The 18,209-nt window shown below is 38.2% G+C and carries 12 protein-coding genes; 5 read left to right on the top strand and 7 right to left on the bottom strand.

Annotated elements, in window-relative coordinates; all coding sequences use genetic code 11:
- Positions 1–4: 4 nt before the first annotated feature.
- Complete coding sequence (gene hmgA, locus MTN97_RS12290) at positions 5–1,306, bottom strand: homogentisate 1,2-dioxygenase (protein WP_248474504.1); 1,302 nt, start codon at positions 1,304–1,306, stop codon at positions 5–7.
- A 152-nt stretch (positions 1,307–1,458) separates the two neighbouring features.
- On the opposite strand from hmgA, the gene MTN97_RS12285 reads away from it, so the two are divergent.
- On the top strand, positions 1,459–1,890 hold the full coding sequence (locus MTN97_RS12285) for a MarR family winged helix-turn-helix transcriptional regulator (RefSeq protein ID WP_248474503.1): 432 nt from the start codon (positions 1,459–1,461) through the stop codon (positions 1,888–1,890).
- A 48-nt stretch (positions 1,891–1,938) separates the two neighbouring features.
- On the opposite strand, the gene MTN97_RS12280 is transcribed toward MTN97_RS12285, so the two are convergent.
- From MTN97_RS12280 to MTN97_RS12270, 3 genes are all read right to left on the bottom strand, one after another.
- Positions 1,939–5,127 (bottom strand): TonB-dependent receptor, encoded by a 3,189-nt coding sequence (locus MTN97_RS12280; RefSeq protein WP_248474502.1) that lies wholly within the window; start codon positions 5,125–5,127, stop codon positions 1,939–1,941.
- A 327-nt stretch (positions 5,128–5,454) separates the two neighbouring features.
- The gene (locus tag MTN97_RS12275) at positions 5,455–8,640 is read right to left on the bottom strand and encodes a TonB-dependent receptor (RefSeq protein WP_248474501.1); all 3,186 of its coding nucleotides are present in this window, start codon (positions 8,638–8,640) and stop codon (positions 5,455–5,457) included.
- 43 nt (positions 8,641–8,683) lie between these two features.
- Positions 8,684–9,538, bottom strand: coding sequence for a S1/P1 nuclease (locus MTN97_RS12270; protein WP_138626285.1), 855 nt, complete (start codon positions 9,536–9,538; stop codon positions 8,684–8,686).
- Between the two features lie 236 nt (positions 9,539–9,774).
- Here MTN97_RS12270 and MTN97_RS12265 point away from each other — a divergent pair, with 236 nt between their 5' ends.
- Both MTN97_RS12265 and MTN97_RS12260 read left to right on the top strand, forming a co-directional pair.
- A complete protein-coding gene (locus MTN97_RS12265) occupies positions 9,775–10,644 on the top strand; it encodes a hypothetical protein (protein WP_069438984.1) in 870 nt (289 codons plus the stop codon).
- Positions 10,644–11,591: a hypothetical protein gene (locus MTN97_RS12260; protein ID WP_069438983.1), complete on the top strand. Its 948-nt coding sequence runs from the start codon at positions 10,644–10,646 to the stop codon at positions 11,589–11,591. The genes MTN97_RS12265 and MTN97_RS12260 overlap by 1 nt, the downstream gene beginning before the upstream one ends.
- Positions 11,592–11,716: 125 nt before the next feature.
- Here MTN97_RS12260 and ushA read toward each other — a convergent pair whose 3' ends face one another.
- Together ushA and MTN97_RS12250 are read right to left on the bottom strand one after the other, a co-directional pair.
- Positions 11,717–13,336 (bottom strand): bifunctional UDP-sugar hydrolase/5'-nucleotidase UshA, encoded by a 1,620-nt coding sequence (gene ushA, locus MTN97_RS12255; protein WP_248474500.1) that lies wholly within the window; start codon positions 13,334–13,336, stop codon positions 11,717–11,719.
- Between the two features lie 79 nt (positions 13,337–13,415).
- Entirely contained in the window at positions 13,416–13,607 is a 192-nt protein-coding gene (locus MTN97_RS12250; RefSeq protein ID WP_036983896.1) for a hypothetical protein, read from the bottom strand.
- A 295-nt stretch (positions 13,608–13,902) separates the two neighbouring features.
- Between MTN97_RS12250 and MTN97_RS12245 the strand changes: the two genes are divergently transcribed.
- A complete protein-coding gene (locus tag MTN97_RS12245; RefSeq protein ID WP_008112351.1) occupies positions 13,903–14,646 on the top strand; it encodes a peptidylprolyl isomerase in 744 nt (247 codons plus the stop codon).
- A gap of 40 nt (positions 14,647–14,686) precedes the next feature.
- Here the strand turns inward: MTN97_RS12245 and MTN97_RS12240 are convergent, their stop codons facing one another.
- Positions 14,687–15,106 (bottom strand): MAPEG family protein, encoded by a 420-nt coding sequence (locus MTN97_RS12240; protein ID WP_248474499.1) that lies wholly within the window; start codon positions 15,104–15,106, stop codon positions 14,687–14,689.
- Positions 15,107–15,259: 153 nt separating this feature from the next.
- On the opposite strand from MTN97_RS12240, the gene MTN97_RS12235 reads away from it, so the two are divergent.
- Positions 15,260–18,142 (top strand): insulinase family protein, encoded by a 2,883-nt coding sequence (locus tag MTN97_RS12235; protein WP_248474498.1) that lies wholly within the window; start codon positions 15,260–15,262, stop codon positions 18,140–18,142.
- The last annotated feature ends 67 nt before the right edge of the window (positions 18,143–18,209 follow it).

Genomic DNA, 18,209 nt, shown 5'->3' with positions numbered 1-18,209 from the left:
CTAATTATCCTTGATTGCCATTAAAGTGTTTTTTGATTGTGCGCCAGCAATCAGTGTAATTAGCTTGGCGCTCTTTACCTTCTAATGCGTATTTAGTCGGCGATATTACATAACGTGACTCAAACATAAACGCCAACGTACTATCGTAGCGTTGTGGTTCTAAGTCCGCATTTGACGCTTTTTCAAATACGTCTGCTTCAGGACCATGCGGCGACATACAGTTATGTAAGCTCATGCCACCTGGCACAAAGCCATGCTCTTTTGCATCATATACGCCTTCTATTAAGCCCATAAATTCACTCATAATATTACGGTGATAGTAAGGCGGGCGGAAGGTGTTTTCAGCCACCATCCAACGCGGTGGAAAAATAGCAAAATCAATATTTGCAACGCCTTCAGTGCCTGATGGCGAGGTTAGTACCGTGAAAATTGATGGATCGGGGTGATCAAAGCTAACGGTATTCATGACATTAAAGCGAGCCAAATCGTATTTGTAAGGCGCGCTGTTACCTGTCCAAGCAACAACATCAAGAGGAGAATGACCAATATCACAACGAAACATATTGCCATTAAATTTAGCAATAAGTTCAAATTCGCCTTCAATGTCTTCAAAAGCCGCTATTGGATAGTGAAAGTCACGGTCATTAGCATAACCATTTGCGCCAACAGGGCCGCGCTCAGCAAGAACATAAGCATGGCCGTAGTTTTCACAAATATACCCACGCGCTGTATCAGTTAATAGCTGCACCTGAAACTTAATGCCACGCGGAATAACGGCAATTTCACCGGCTTTAATACTTAAATGCCCGAGTTCTGTTTTAAGTAATAGCTCGCCGTGTTGTGGTACAAATAACATTTCGCCATCGGCGTTATAAAAAAAGCGCTTGTCCATTGATTTGTTGGCGACATAAACATGAATGCCAATACCGGCTTGCCCATTGGCGCTGCCATTTGCAGCCATAGTGATCAGCCCATCAATAAAATCAGTAGGTGCTGCTGGTATATCAATGGGATCCCATCGCAGCATGGTAGGCGGCGTTGGCACTTCAGTAATAGGCGCTGTTCTAATTAAGCCATTGTCTATGGCTGTGTAATCACCTTGCACAACCGATGGGCGAATACGGTACATCCAAGTGCGGCGATTATCGGCGCGCGGAGCGGTAAATGCAGTGGTACTAAATTGCTCTGCATATAAATCGTATTTTACTTTTTGCGGGCTAAACTGCCCAATCGGTAATGCACCAGGCAGCGCTTCGGTTTCAAATTCATTACCAAAGCCGGTCATATAGTTTAATTGTGTCGCCATTACTGACTCCTGTGAAAGTGGGGGAGTGTTATATTTTTGTTATTTACGCTAAGATACTCTCAAGTGAGACTAATATCAAACACACTGATTATGACCCTTGTAAATAAAAGTGAACAAATAAAAGTCGTATGTAAATAAATAAGTGATTCAATATGAAAATAGATTTAACGACATTTTTACCTTATCAATTAACACACTTAGCAACACAGGTAAGTAATGATTTTTCGAGTATTTATAAAAAAGAGTTTGATTTAACTATTCCTCAGTGGCGAATAATGGCTAATTTAGCGCAATCAGGCCAAAGCACAGCAAAGCAGTTATGTACTCAAGCAGATATGGATAAGTCGACAGTATCAAGGGCAGTAAAAACGCTAATAGATAAAGGGCTTATTTATAGTGAGTTAAATAAGCATGATAAGCGCGCTGCATTTTTGATGCTAAGTGATAAGGGCATGGCTTTATATGAAAAAATAACCCCACAAGCATTGCAGTGGGAGCGTGCATTATTAAGCTGCCTGTCGGATGCTGAACAGCATCAGCTAATCGCAATTTTTGATAAATTAAAAAATAAATTACAGGCATAAAAAAGCCCACAAAGTGGGCTTTTAAATAGACTAATTTAGTTAATCAAATTAGAACGTGTAACGAACACCTACACGCATTTCCCATAAAGAGGCATCGCGTTGTACAGACTGTTCAGCACTACGTGCACTGAAGTTTGAGTAAACGTATTGACCTTGGTCATTAATATTTACTTCAACCATCTTATTACCCACGAAAGAGCCTTTTCTTAATACACCCCAATCATCGTTTAACATATTCGTTAAGTTATCGATTACGAAGAATGCTTCACCTTTATGGCCATCCATAAAGCCAGGTACTTCTTGAGTGATTTTAAAGTTAAATTTAACGAACCAATCAGAGTTCTGTTGGTTACGACCAGTGATTTCACCACGTTTAAGACCTTCAGATGCGATAAAGTCATTAAACTCATTGATTTCATCAGCACTCATGTTGTAGACAACGTTTGGATCATTTTCAAGTGGTACATACAATAATTGACGCGCGCCATTAGAGTTTCTATCACCAAATTGAATATCGCCCGCACCCGTCTCGCGATTACTCTTGTAGGTAAAGCTATATGGTAAACCTTTGTATGCTTCACCAAATAGGTTAAAGCGGGTGTTATAACCATCGAAGAACTCGTGTTTATAACCTAGGTTTAATGTAAAGCGATGTGGGATTTCGTAATCAGATGATGCCACGCCAGGGTTACCTGGGTTTGATGTTGCTAGGTTACCGTAGCTTGAGCTGGCTACAGAGCTAGCCATTGGGTTTACATCATCTGCATCAGTGTAAGCGTATGAGAACTGAACGCTAACGCCATTATCAAACGCTTTACTTACTGCAGCAGATATAATTGAAGACTCACCACTATCACCATTCACATTTGTTAGTAATAGTTCACCACTACGATATTTACCTGGATTTAATGGATCTTCTTTTCTTTCATAGATAGGACGACCATCAAAAGTAGTTTTACCAGAATCTTGTAAAGCAATATCTACAAGAGTCGCTGCATCTCGCTTCTTAGTGTAAAGGTAATCCAAAGCAATAACATAGTCGTTTTCTGTAGTATATGTAGCACCTAAAGAGTACTTCCACTCTGATGGGATTTCAAAGTTAGGATCTACCGCGTTCGTTGTAGCATCACCCGAACCAATTTCAGTATTTGCTACTTTGTCAAACATATCTTGTGGAACGTCGTAACCTGGAGTACCACCATTTACATTTGGCGTATCAAATAGGTCAACTAGAGTGACTTCATCATCACCAGAACCAACTTTATAAGAATTACTGATATCGCTGATATAAGCACCAATATTGGTGATACCATCATTTGAATATGAGTTAGACAACCATACATTGGGGTTACCGCCTGAGAACAAGCCAACCCCTGCACGTACTTCTAGTGCATCGGTTGCATACCACTCAAAACCAACACGTGGTTGAATTAAATCAATACCATCAAAAGTAGACTGATTGCTAAATCCGTAACGATTAGTGAAATTCTGATTTAATGTTGGTTTGTCATCGCTTGAATAGCTGTCGTAACGAAGACCAAATGTTAATGATGCATCGATATCTGAAAAGCTGTATTCATCTTGTACATAAAATGTATTTTGTGAATAAGCAAAGTTAGCAGCTGCATCATTTGGGTTATTCGTACTTGCAGAGTTATTATAATAAACTTCATCAGCAATCCCATTTCTGTATGCGTCAATCGAAGCAAAACGCCATTCACCTTCAGTATGTTGTACGAATTGGTTAAATACTTCTAACTTTTCATACTCAAAACCAGCGGTAATCGTGTGCTGATCAAGGTAGTAAGTACCTGAGAATTTAGCTGTTGTGGTATCGTAGTTTAAATCATTTGATTGACGAGAGTCATCAGGACCAACGTACACCGTGGCATTATCTGTGCTGATTTGGAACTCACCAAAACCGCTTGCTGCGTCTAAAGATTGAACGCGAGCGTCAAGCTCTGATTTACCTAAACGAACTTCAGTTGAGAAATCGTCGTTCCAATCAGAGTAAAGTGATGCAACGATTGAGGTAAACTCTGCGCCTTGCTCATAAAAGTGGCTATCAAATGCGAGCTCATCACTATCAGCGTCAGATTGCGATAAAGTAAAGCCATCATTGTAGTTATAGATTAGGTTAGCACGGTGGTCATCATTGATGTTCCAATCTAACTTCACTAAGATTTTTTCATCTTCTACTGGTGAGCTCGCTGGTGTAGCACCGGCTTCGTAACCATAAACATCACGTGTAATTTGTTTAATTTCATCAATTTCTGCAGAAGACACTAAAGATGAATAGTTAAACTGTTTAACACCTTCAAGTTTCTCGTAAGAGGTAAACAAGAAAAGCGTATCATTGATTAGTGGTAAGCCAACGTTGAAACCATAACGTTTTTCACTGTAATCGCCGTTGTCAACGTCATTACCTTCAATCTTATCGCCTTTCATTGAATCGTTAGTGTAATCGTAGAATACACCACCGTGAATGTCGTTGCCGCCAGATTTGGTCACAGCGTTGATGTTACATGATGTGAAACCACCATATTGAACATCAAAAGGGGCTAATTCTACCGCTACTTGCTCGATTGAATCAAAAGAGAACGGAGCGCGAATAGTAGGGTAACCGTTTGAACTTAAACCAAAGTTATCGTTCATGCGAACGCCATCAAGGGTTAAGCTGTTAAAACGTGGATTACCACCACCACAGTTGATTGAACCACGGCTATCATCGATAGCAACGCGAGGGTCAATACGAATAATATCTTTTAAATCACGGTTAATAGCTGGTTGATTTTCAAGATCGCTTAATGTGAATGTTGAAGCAGGACCCGTACCACCAGACATAGTGCTGATTGGACGCCCAGTTACTACAATTTGTTCAACATCTGAGATATTTTCAAGTGAAGTATTAACAGGGTAGTCGCTACCAATGTTCAAGATAATATTATTGAACTCTTGGTCAGCGTAGATGTCTGAGTCTACGATTACTTTGTAAGGGCCGCCAACACGAAGTCCTTTAGCAGTAAAGTAACCAGCGTCATTTACTTCAGTTGTTTTAACAGAGCCTGAAGGAACGTGTAAAATAGTAATTTTAGTTCCTGCAGCAGGGTTGCCGTTAGGGCCCATAATCTGCCCTTTAATTGCAGAAGTTGTTTCGTTTGCAATTGCAGCACCACTCACACCAACACATGCTGCTATAGCAAGTGATAGAGCTGTTTTGCGAAGTTGAATTTTCATTTTATTTTCCCGTGTAGTTAAATAAACTTTTAATAGCTTTTTTATTTTAATTTTGGATTATGCGACCGCAAAATACACTTAACCCAAAATACTTACATAGTGTACCTCATTTGTTTGTTACAAATAAAATACAACTGTAATTTTTTTATTATAAAACACTTTATTTGTGAAATTTAGCATTTTATCTATGTTTCAATATTTTACCGTGCAAATAGTAAGTAGTTTTTATGACAAACAGATGAAAAGTTATTTTTTCCATAAAAAAAGCCATTACATGTATGTAATGGCTTTTTTAATTTTAAGAGTTTTTGATGTACAGGCTATATATTAAAACTTATAGCTTACACCAATTTTAGCTTGCCAAGCCGACGATGACGTATTGATTTGTGTATAATTACGAACATCAGCCCCTCTAAATTTATTATTAATGATGTAACGACCTTGGCCATCTATACCAGCAAGGTCGTATAAGTCTTGATTTGAATATCTCAAGCGTTTTTCAACCCCCCAGTCGCTATTAAGTAAGTTAGCAAAGTTATCAATCATAAAGTAAACCTCACCTTTATGACCTTTTGCAAACCCTGGGATCTCTTGTTTAACACTAATGTCCATTGAGGTAACCCATGGTTGCGTACCTGAGTTACGGTCTAAAATAGAGCCGCGCTCAGAAATACCAGCGCGGTTTAATAGTGTTTCAAGTTCATTCCACGATAAACCAGACTCATCCCAGTTTACATTGGCATCATCAGCGCCTGTAGGAATATATGGAAGGTAAGCTGAATCGCTATAAAACTTACTTGTGTCTCCTAAGTCTTTCATTTTATACATAGCCATAGTGTAGCTAAATGGACGACCAGAGCGACGTTCAAAGTAAACATTAAACTTAGTTGCGTAACCACTAAAGAACTCAGTCTTGTATGCTAAGTTTACTTTAAAACTATGTTCAACTTCGTAAGCACCACGGTGAGCAAGGTCCTCATTGCGGTTTTGAGTAATAGCGAATCGGTAGTTACTCAAAGCTTGTGATGATGAACCGGTAGATGCTTCAGTAACATCTTGATGTGCATAGCTGGCTGAAATGTATAAACCATTGTCCCATTCTTTTGCAAGTGCTGTAGATAAAATGATAGAGCGGCCATCTTCTGATGAATTAGTCATCATGATATCGTAGTTGTTTGCTTTATTGCCCGAATAGATTGGCTTATTGATTACTCGGTCGCCGCCAGCAGTGGTACTTGCAGGTTGGATGGCTGTATTATGCCATACGGCTTCGTTTTCTTTTTTATGGTAAGCAATTTCTGCTTGCCATTTAAAGCCGTTACCTAACAGTTCAGAGTCAAACTCATAGTCAAAACCAACTTGTGCACGAATACTTGAAGGCAGTTTGAAATTTGGATCAATATAGTTAGTACTACCGGCACCTTGTACTAATGAATTTTTAATTTCATCAGGAACTTGAGTAATATCGGCCTTGTTATTTGCAAAGTAGTCGTTGATTACTTGATCAGGTGCATCGACAAAAGTTAGACCGTCTTTTTGAAATGAGTTGTTATACCAAACATTAGGAATACCGCCTTGGAAACGACCTACACCACCATTAATGGTTAATGCTTCTGTGGCATAATATTTAAAGCCAACACGCGGTAAAATAACGTCTAAGCCATCTAAGTTTTCTTGGTTAGAGTAACCATAAGTTTCTAAAAACGTTTCATTTAATGTAGGCTTGTCGTCAGACGCTAAGCGCTCATAACGTATACCCGCAGTTATTTCTAAGTCATCAGTAGCATAAAACGTATCTTCAATGTAAAGCGCTAGTTGGCTGCGTGTTGCATCGTAAGCCGTATCAGCAGATTTATTTGTATAAGCATTACTGTAAGAAAAACCATCTGGCTCAATTATTCGATCAGTAAAGTTATCAAAACTAGTAAACTTCCATGTACCTAATGAATCCGCTGCAAACAGGTTATACAAGTTGAGCGACTCATATTTAACACCAAACTCAATTTGATGCTCGTCTAATAAATAAGTACCATCAAAAGTGAGGGTTAGATTTTCAGTGGCTGATTTATTAGCATGGCGATATTGGTCGGTACCAAATTGATAACGAGGACTATTGCGGCCATCTTCTTCAACCGTAACACTTCCTATGTTTGAGTTGGTAATGCTATCAGAGGTTACGTCTTTATAAGCGATACCTATTTCAGATGAAAAATCTTCATTCCAATCAGAATACAGCTTAGTAGCAAAGTTGTTGAACTTAGTCGCATAAGTATATCGGTTAGAAGCAAGACTAATTGTTTTACCGCCTGAACCAAAGTTACGCTCATCTTGATCGTCTTGCCATTGATAAGTAAAATCTAAGCGATGATCGTCGTTAACATTCCAGCTTAATTTCACTAATAATGATTCGTTGGTGTCTTTCGGATCGCCACCTAGCGAATCTTGCATACCATAAACGTTATCTAATATAGATAAAAACTGATCAAAGCTTTCTTTAGTTACATCGTATTCGTTGGCTGCGCCTGAGCCCTCAAAGCCATAGTCTAAGTCAAGCTCACTTTTCCACGCATTGTAGTTTACAAAATAAAATAGTTTATCCTCTAAAATTGGACCACCTAAGTTAAAACCATAGCGTGCTTCTGTTTGAATCGGTTTTACTTTTTCTGTGGTATAAATTTTGTGATTATCTTTGTCTAATTCACCATAAACTTCACTAATACTATCAACATCTCCGGCCATATCTGGGGTTGATGTTTCGTAAAAGCCAGAAAACTTAAACTCGTTAGTACCTGATTTTGTTACTGCGTTAATGGTACCGCCACCAAAGTTGCCCTTGGCTGCTGAAAAAGGTGACACATCGACAGAAATTTGCTCAATAGCATCGAGCGCAACCGGTGGCTGTGCAGTAGGGTAACCACCATAGTTCAAGCCAAAGTCATCATTTTGGCCAATGCCGTCAACAGTTAAGCTATTACTACGAGGATTATTACCGGCAAACGTAAGTTCGCCGCTACCATTAATACTAGCAAGTGGGTTTAAACGTGCGATGTCTTTAATGTCACGATTAAAACTAGGCATGTTGTTGATGGTATCTTCACCAAACGTGCTGCTAGAACCACCTGATTGTTGGACAATTTTATAACCAGACACTTCAATTTTTTCAATATTGAGTGGTGCTAATTGCGACGTTAGTCGGTAAGTTTCGCCAAGGTTTAAAAAGATGTTTTCAACGGTGGTATCGTTAAACGTATCAGAGTCGATGATCACAGTGTAAGGTCCACCAACACGTAAACCATTGGCTATAAAAGTACCACTTTCATTGGTGGTTAGCTCACTGATTGTGCCGGTAGGTTGATGAACGACCTTAATTTTAACGTTTGCAGCGCTCGCACCTGAAGGTGTGGTTATTTTACCACGCATTGCAGACGAAGTGTCAGCAGCCATAGCGCTTGTTGAAACTCCTAGAGCTAGAATTACAGCCCCAGTTAATTTCGAAAGGCGAAGCTTAGTCATAATGTTGATTTCCCATGTAGATGATTTAAGTTAGAAACTAAATTTAATTTTGTGTTTGCTGTGTTAAGGCCATTTTTGATTGCGTGTTAGCAGGATCAAATAATGTATTTAACAATCCAGCCAAGCGAATTCCCGCTTGTTGCAAGCGTGTTTTCACAATAGGGGTGTTGTTGTAGATATAGTCGTAACTAATTTGTTCTTCTGTTGATTCATATATTTTTAGGGCTAAGTTGTGCGACTCTTCAAGCCAGCTTGTTGGTGTACTTTGTAAATATTCACTAATTAGCTCGCTGTTGTTGGTATTTACAAACTGAGCGTACTCAGTAAAAGATAAGTTTTCGTTTTCAACTAGTTTGGTGTCCCATAAGCTATGTAGGTTGGTCTGTTGATTAAATAAAGAAACCTTAACGCGATTGCCGCCTCTATCTTCTGCTCTTCCTGCATGAAATGGTTGATGGCTGTCACCCACTAAATGCACCAAAAAACGCAAGCTAAACTGTTTGGCCGCGAGGCTTGATTTATCATCTTTCAACACGCGGATAGAGTAGTGAATGCCTTCTAATATGTTTGTTACTGATTCTTTGTGTTTAGTGTGGTCGTGGTCAAAACTAAAGGTCGCGTTGTCATCAGCATTAATGTAATGCCAACGAGATGATTTTTTTTGCCAAAAGTCACCTGGTGCAGATCGCATTTCGTCAGGCCATGTTGAAATCTGAGCTAAAGATTCGCCATTGAGATAGGGGATAAGTGCAGTCTTAGTAGTTTCGCTTATGTGCGACTCTGCAATTTTACCCACTACACGATGCCCGTTTTGGCCCCAAGCATTACAATCTGTGCTTGCAAATATTGCACTAATTAAAAGTGTTAAAGAAAGCGAATATTTTACATTTTTGTACATTGAAGCATCCTAGTTAGTGTGACATTTATTTGGTAAACGGTGATAAGGTCAATTGTCCTCATTTTTTTAGTTGATAGAAAGGACTCAATAAAATTCATACTTTCTTATTTAAAATTATTTATATTCAATGGGTTGTGTTTAATGAGTAAAATTACCTGTTGTAATAAGTAATTAAAATTGTTCAAATGAGCTATTACTCTAATTTAAACGGGTGTTTTTTGAATATTAAGAAGTTAATGTTGCATAAAACAGCGATTGTTACATTTATGTTTCTGGTCGTGTTGCTAAGTTGGTTTTCAGGTCAAGTTATTGTGGGCGAGGAAGATATAACGTTTCCAGTAATAATTGAGACATCAACGACATGTCAAACAACGGCAACAGCTAATAAGAGTCAACTTATAGTATTTACCCCCTCAAAATACGTTGCTCAATTACTTACTCAAAATCTCTGTGGTGACAAAGTAGTGGCAAAACAGTATGGCTCTGTCATTGGCTATTGGGGGTATAGAACCGTTGATAGCTTAGAGTTTGTAGGTAAAGGTATTGCAGATTTAATTTTAGCGAAAAATAATATTATGGATGCGTTTAAGGCTGAATCTACTTACAACTATCAGCCTGTGGTTGGCTTTTCTGATTACACTGCGTTTTTTATCTCTTCAAAAGAAAAACCAAAGATCAGCAAACAATATTTTTTAGATAAAAAAATCGGTCTGTTGGATTATCCAACGAGTCGCTCAGGGCACATTTTACCCAAACAAGCCTTTAAAGAGCTAGGCCTAAACATTGCTCATCTAAAAATAACCTATGCGAGTTCACACAATGAGTTGAGAGAATTATTGGCGAACGGGGAAGTAGACCTTATTGCCTCTTTTTGGAGAGAAAGTGACAGTCAGCGTTTTTCAAAAAATTATATTACGCCTATTAGTAGTAATGTGGCAGGCACCCGTTGGTACTTAAAAATGCAGCACAACAATACTGATTTACTCTGTGCTGTACAGTCTCACTTATTGAGTATGTCTAAAGAACAATCGTTTCAATATTATCAAGATGTTGAGCCATATTGGCAGTGCAATAGTTACCCCGTTACCTTTATAGGGGAGTCGTAATGAATAGGTTAATATGGATAATATGCACAATTTTTTTATTCTTGGTTTTCTCGTCTGTTTTTTATGTTTCGACAATGCAAAAACAACAGCAAGTAAATAAATTACAAATAATACAAATAGAAAAACGAATCGCTTTAGACTTACCTTTGTTAGATTTATCAAATGAGCTGCTTAAACACTCAGGTAATAAAGCAGCTTTACTTAATTATATTCAAATCTTAAACACCTTTATTGATAGAACCGGTATTGAGGTTGTAGCTATAACGCCACAACATGAATTTGATGCTTCTTTAAAAACTTCCACAGAGTTTATTCGAGAGTTAAATAGTAATAATGGTGTGGTGTTTATTGTTTTGTCTTTGAGGCAGCCGTATTTTACGCGTGATGTGGTGGCTATTTATGGGATGCTTTTTATTCTTAGCATATTACTAACATACCTAATAAAATTAGCCTATATCAACAAAAATGATGATAAGCAGGTTATTCACGCAGAATCAAATACTACAGAGTCAAAACCATTAACCCTGATCATTGATTTAAAAAGTAAAACCTTATCGAGTAGCGCTTCTTTGGAGCACCAAGTGGCTTTGGCAAACAAACCTCTATGTTTTTATTTAGCGCTTGTTGAATATTGCACTAACAATTCAGAGATCAAGCTTAATCATAACAAGAATGTACCCGAGGAATTGATAGAGCTTGCCAATAAGTATTTCTATCGTTTAGTTGAGCTTGGTCATACAGTAAGAAAGCGTCCAAACTTTAATAACAGTCTAGAGAAAACATTAAGTGAAATTCGTGCCGCACTGGATGACGTGTTAAATGATTGCCCTGAACAAAAGGGATTATACTACCCACCGAAAGCATTTGGAGAGGGCTCACGCTCACGAATGCACAGTTATGGGTTAGCAAATGTGGGTCAAGGAAATATAGAAATAATAGGAAAGTAATCGTGGTTTGCTACTTAACCATAACTCTGGTTAAGAGAGCTTAAATTGGCCTGGATAGCACATAAATCTCAACGATGAGTGTCATTACTATATCAATGACACTCATCGTTGTTCAATACAGATTACTATTTAGGTGCAAACTCATGTGCATCAACAGGGCTGTGCTCTGCAAAAAATCGTTTTAATGCCTGAGCGTCCGTTTCATCGGTGCTTACGAATCCTTTCATGTGAGTAATTTTAGGGTAACTATCGCCACCAGAAGCATTATATTCATTAATACTCATGCGGTATGTTTTGTTTATATCAAGCGGCTTGCCGGCGATGAACACGTTAGTTACTTGATCCTCTTTAAGTTCAAAGGCTAGGTTGTGGTATTGCATGTAGGCTCCAGAGTCTGGTGGGAAACGCGTCACGACATTTAAATAGGTTAAAATATCATTGCCTTTGAAATCGATATAGACGACACGGTTTTTAAAAGGCTGTACTTTGAGTATGTCTTTATAACTCACGTCACCTGCATTGATGCTATCGCGCACACCGCCACCACTGATAATGCCAAAATCGGCACCTACGGTATTCATTTGCGCTTGAATAATTACGCGAGCAAGGTTAGTTTGTTCAAAGCGTATTTTGTTACGATCACCCTCGAGTCTGTCATTCACAAAGCCAATTTTACCTTCAATTTGCTTTGCACCTTTTTGTTGGTACGCCGCTAAAAAGGTTTGTAGCGTTGGATCTGGTTTAATGTAATTTGCAGCAAGTACGGATTTTACGCTACCGTCTTTTTGCTTTTTATCTACGTACAAATTAACGGGCAATAATTGATAACTTAGTAGTGATAATTGACCGTTTTCTAATTTAAACTCCGCTTTACCCACATACTTACCCCATTCATGTGCTTGCATTATCCAGGTTCCATTTTGCTGATCAGGTTTACAGGCTAAACCTGGCTTAAAATTCTCATCTGTGACATTTTCTGCAGCCATACACACTGGCTCTTGGGAATGGCCACCAATAATCATATCAAGGGCGTTTCTATCTAAAGAGCGGGCAAGCGTAACATCACCTGGGGCATTTATCCCATAATTGGCATCTACATAATGCCCCATGTGCGTTACCGCAATAGTAATATCGGGGTTATATTTTGCTTTTAATGTTTGGGTAAGTGAGGCGGTTATCTCAACCGGATCTTTAAAATCTAAGTGACCAATGTATTGCGGGTTACCAATTTTAGCGGTGTCTGTCGTTGTTAACCCAATTACGGCAATGGTTAAGCCGCCTTTGTTGAATATTTTATAACGTTCAAAAATAGTTTCGTTAGTTTGTTTATCAAAGATATTAGCCGATAAAAGAGGGAAGTTAGCCCATTGTTGTTGCTGTCTTAATACACTCAATGGATTATCAAACTCATGATTACCTAGTGCCATTGCGTCATAGCCAATTTTCGACATGCCTCTAAAATCAGGCTCAGCAAATTGCAGGTCTGATTCAGGGATACCAGTATTAATATCACCACCTGATAATAATAACACCTGATGCCCTTGTGCTTTTGCATCGGCTCTTAGCTGATCGATTAGTGTTTTACGCGCAGCCATACCATATTCGCCTTTTTCATTATGCCAAAAACGACCATGATTATCATTGGTATGAAGAACAGTTAAGTAGTGTACTGCAGGTTTATTGACAGAGTCACTGGCACAGCCATATAAACCAAGAAATAAAATGAGAAAAACAAGAGTACGCATAAAATACCTATCGATTAACAAAACTCAGTATAGTAGGCGGCTAGTTTAAACTAGTTCGAGTTTAAAAAAACGCACTTCTTCATGTTTTTTCAGCCAATGAGGCTTCACGTTGCTGCTCTACAACCCGTTTTCTGCGTGCGAGCTCATCATGTGCGTATTGAGATTTTTGATGATTTACATCAATCATCCATTTCAAAAAGCTGACGGGAAGTTGGGTGTATGGTTCACCTTGGTGTAGCCCAAAGTCACAAATAGTCGTGTTGTTTGCCATTATATTTACTCCTATCACTGTGTAGGCTGATAATAACAAAAAAAGAGTGATTGATAAGGGGCTTTTTAAGTACCTTGCTAGGCTTAAAGTTAATTAAAAAAGAGTCACCTTGATGTATTGCAAGGCTCTCAGACAATTAACTCACCATAACGTGTTTAAAATTAAAATGTAAACAGTTGTAACTGCAGTGTAATTACTTTGATATGAATTGTAGTGTTAAGTGCTTATGTATCGATTTATAAAATGAATAACACTACTCTATGACGCCTAATGACAATAAAAAATAGGAATAATAATGAAGAAGCTTATCTTAGCGTCAATTTTAACTGCAGCGAGCTTTTCAAGCGCAGCAACCATAGTCGAAATGCAAACGAGCCAAGGAACGATAGAAATTAACTTGTTTGATCAACAAACACCTAAAACAGTAGAAAACTTCCTAAGTTATGTTAATGATGCTGCGTATAATCAAACAGTAATACACCGCTCTGTTGATAAGTTTGTCATTCAAGGGGGAGGTTTTACTTTTTCTGATGAAATGGATCCCATTACAACCAAGCCAGCGGTTATTAACGAACCTGTTTACTCAAATGTAAAAGGCACAATTGCCATGGCAAAGCAGGGCGGCAATGAAAACAGCGCCACTAGCCAATGGTTTTTTAATATGAGTGATAACAGCCAAAACTTAGATTTACAAAATGGTGGGTTTACCGTTTTCGGACAAATAACAGCACAAAGCCAAGAAACTTTAGATAAAATAGCGGCCTTAGTTCATTGTGCAGAGGTACCATTGGTTGGTATTACTAAAGAGCAATGTTCAGATGAAAATGTGGTTATTAGTAATCAAAACTTAGTATCAATACAAACGGTGGTTGTGCTTGATGACGATCCTAATTCAGCACAAAATTTAACACCTAAAGAAAATACATTAATTGATAACGTAGAAGTGACACCACCACAAAGTTCAGACTCTAGTGGCAGTATGGCATGGTTATTAGGCGCACTATTGCTTGTAGCACCTAGGTTAAAACGCACTAAGTAAGCCGTAAAAATAACGGCGACTTATCATAGCCGCCGTTTTTTTAGTTGTAAAGTACGCTCACCAGTAACGTTACCCACATTACAAACACAGCTAAGCAGCCTAGCAAAAATACTCTAAAACGGGCTCTTAAATGATTACTACCAAGGTGAATGAGGCTATGAATAATGCGTGTCGCTACAAATATACACGCCAATACTGCAATAGGGACACTCGCCATATTAAGCTGTAAAGCAAGCAAACATCCCGCATAAAAAAGCACAGGTATTTCAAATTGATTACTAAAATTACGATCAGCGACTCTGACATGATCGCCCGCATTATCAAGGCGCATAGCAGCAAAGTCACTTAGCTGTATGTGTTTGTTTTTAGCCGCCGCAAAACGTCGTTTTCCCATTATTACCATCACAACTAATGAAAGTGTTACCTGAACGAACATGGCTATTATTATTATCTTTTCCATAACTTACCTTATTATTTATATTAACTATTCACAATGTGTTACACAATTAAGTGCTAATTAGTAGCATAGTATTAATTGATAATGGTAGTTTATAAGTGATTTAGTCTTTTTATAACACTAAGCCCATATTTAACAGCAATGGATATAACTAAAATGAAACACATCATCGGCTTAAGTGCAATTGCACTGGCAATATTAAGCGGTTGTTCGAATACCGCCACTCTTTCTCAATCATCACAAACATCACTTTTATCACCAACGCTTGTTGTAAGCCCTAACGATAATCGTGAATACAAAACACTAACACTTGCCAATGATATTGAAGTGATTTTAGTTTCTGATCCAAGCGCAGAAAAATCAGCTGCTTCATTGAGTGTCGGTGTCGGCCTGCTGCACGACCCAATGAGCCAACAAGGAATGGCGCATTATTTAGAACATATGTTGTTTTTAGGCACTGAGCGCTACCCTGACACTAAAGGGTACTCCGATTTTATGACTAAAAACGGCGGGGCGCATAATGCTTATACGTGGCTCGATATTACAAACTACATGTTTAAAATTAATAACGATGCGTTTGATGAAGGCTTAGACCGCTTTTCAGACTTTTTTAAAGCCCCTAAGCTTTACCCAGAATACACAGAAAAAGAAAAAAACGCAGTGAATGCTGAGTGGTCAATGCGTCGTGAAATGGACTTTTTTGGCCAATTTAAACTTGCACGTAAAATGATGGGTGAACACCCAGCTAATCGATTCTTAATTGGTAACCTTGAAACGTTAGGCGATAAAGCTGATAGTTCATTACACAAAGAAACTGTTGATTTTTATAATAAATATTATTCATCAAATATTATGAAAGTGGCGTTAATTTCTAATTTACCACTTGAAGAAATGCAGAAAAAAGCAGAAAAATACTTCGCTGATATTAAAAATAAAAATATTGAAAAGCCAAAAGTATCAGCCAAGCTAGATTTTGATAATGCCGGTGGTAAACGTGTTTTTTACTCGCCAAACGAAGACGTTAAACAATTACAACTCGATTTCACAATTACTAATAATCAAACTGAATTTGCAGTAAAACCTAATCGTTTTGTTGCCTATTTACTTAGCAATGAAATGCCAGGTAGCCCAGCACAAATATTACGTGATAAAGGCTGGGTATCGCAGTTATCAGCGTCTGCTTCACCAAATCAATATGGTAACTATGGCTCTTTAAATGTGAACATAGAGCTGACTGATGAAGGCATGAAAAACCGCGAATCAATTGTCGCGACAATCATGCAATATATTGACTTGATTAAGCGTGAGGGCGTTAATAGTAAGTACTTTAATGAAATTCGCACTTCTTTAAATAATCAGTTTAAATTTTTAGAAAAGGGCGATGAGTTTAACTACGTTAGTGCGCTGACTCAAAGCATGCAAGATTATCCGTTAAATCATGCGATAAACGCACCGTACTACTATGCTAAGTTTGACGCTGATGCGGTGAACAATGTACTTAAGCAACTTAATGCCGATACACTGCGCGTTTGGTATATTTCTCAACAGGAAGATACAGATTCTGAGCTGCATTTTTACGATGGCAAATATAAAATTAACGATATTAGCGACGCAGAAATTGCCAGCTGGGAAAAACCAAGTGAATTTAATTTAGCCTTACCAAGTGTTAACAACTTATTGCCAGAGAGTTTTGCAATTAAAACGCAGGCTTTTAAAGAGCAAAAACACCCAGAACTTAACTATGATAAAAACGGTGTAAAAATCTGGCGCCAAGCAAGCCAGCAGTTTGCAGAGCAGCCTAAAGGTTTAGTTGAGGTGTATATCAACACACAAACAGGGTTGCGTGATATTAACTCAACCGTCCTTTATTCTGTGTGGGCAGATTTATATAACACCCAATTAAGTCAGCTACGAACCGAAGCGGCTATTGCCGGTATGAATGTTAATTTAAGCTCAAGCAATGGCTTAGTTTTATCATTAAGTGGTTTTACCGATAAACAAGATACTTTACTTAAACAAGCGTTAGCTGGATTTGACGATGAAATTTCAGCGCAAGCATTTAATCAAGCGATTGACCGTTATCAACGTGATTTACTCAATCAGCAAAAACAGTTCCCGTATGCACAAGCGTTTAGTGAATATTCAAAACTGACTAGAACCGGTAGTTTTGATACTGACGCGCTTATTAAGGCAGCTCTATCACTGACACTCGCTGATTTACAAGCATTAAAACAAAGCACCTTAGCGAATAATAACTTACGTGTATTTAGCTTTGGTAACTATGATCAAAAAGATATTGATGCCATTGCTGCTGAATTAACGGCTATCTTACCAAATAATCATACAAAATCTGAGTTTGCACGCAGTAAAGCTTGGTTACCACAACAAGGTGAAGCGCGCGTATTACACAAAGATATTGATGTAGCCGATGTAGCCGTTGTGGATATGACCATTCACCCAACGCCAGGTTACAAACAAAAAGCGCAGGCGGCGGTTTTACAAGGACACTTTAGAACAATCGCGTTTGACAAAATGCGTACCGAAGAACAACTAGCTTATGCGGTAGGGGCGTTAGCGCGTCCTATTGAGGATTACTCTGGTATTGGTTTGTTTATTCAAACACCGGTTAAAGGGCCAAAAGAAATTCAAGTACGCTTTGATAAGTTCAAAAAAGAGTACGCTTCTGAGCTTAATGCTATGAGTGAAGAAACATTTGCACAGCTTAAAAATGCAACTTTGGTTTCGTTAAAAGAACAGCCAAAGAATTTAAGCGACGAAATGAGTCCATTGATTAACGATTGGTACCGTGAGAACTTTGATTTTGATTCAAAACAAAAGTTAATTGCAGAAGTAGAAAAAGTCACCCTTGCTGATATTAAAGACTACTACCAGCAAACCATGTTAAATCCACAAGCAGCCCGCTTAAATGTGCAATTACGTGGCAGTAAGTTTAGTGATAGCGAGTTTGCTGATTTGCCAAACCAAACTAAAGTGACAAGTTTAGATGCTTACTACAGCGATATAAAATTGCAAAAGTAAGTTGAAATTACTCAAAAACCAAACAAAACCCAGTAACAATGACTGGGTTTTGTTTTAACGGCGTTAA

This window comes from Pseudoalteromonas sp. 2CM36K, from assembly GCF_023161865.1.
GTDB classification, from domain to species: Bacteria; Pseudomonadota; Gammaproteobacteria; order Enterobacterales; family Alteromonadaceae; genus Pseudoalteromonas; species Pseudoalteromonas tetraodonis.
Note: the sequence above shows the minus strand (reverse complement) of the source record. Positions and strands in the feature narration are given on the sequence as shown.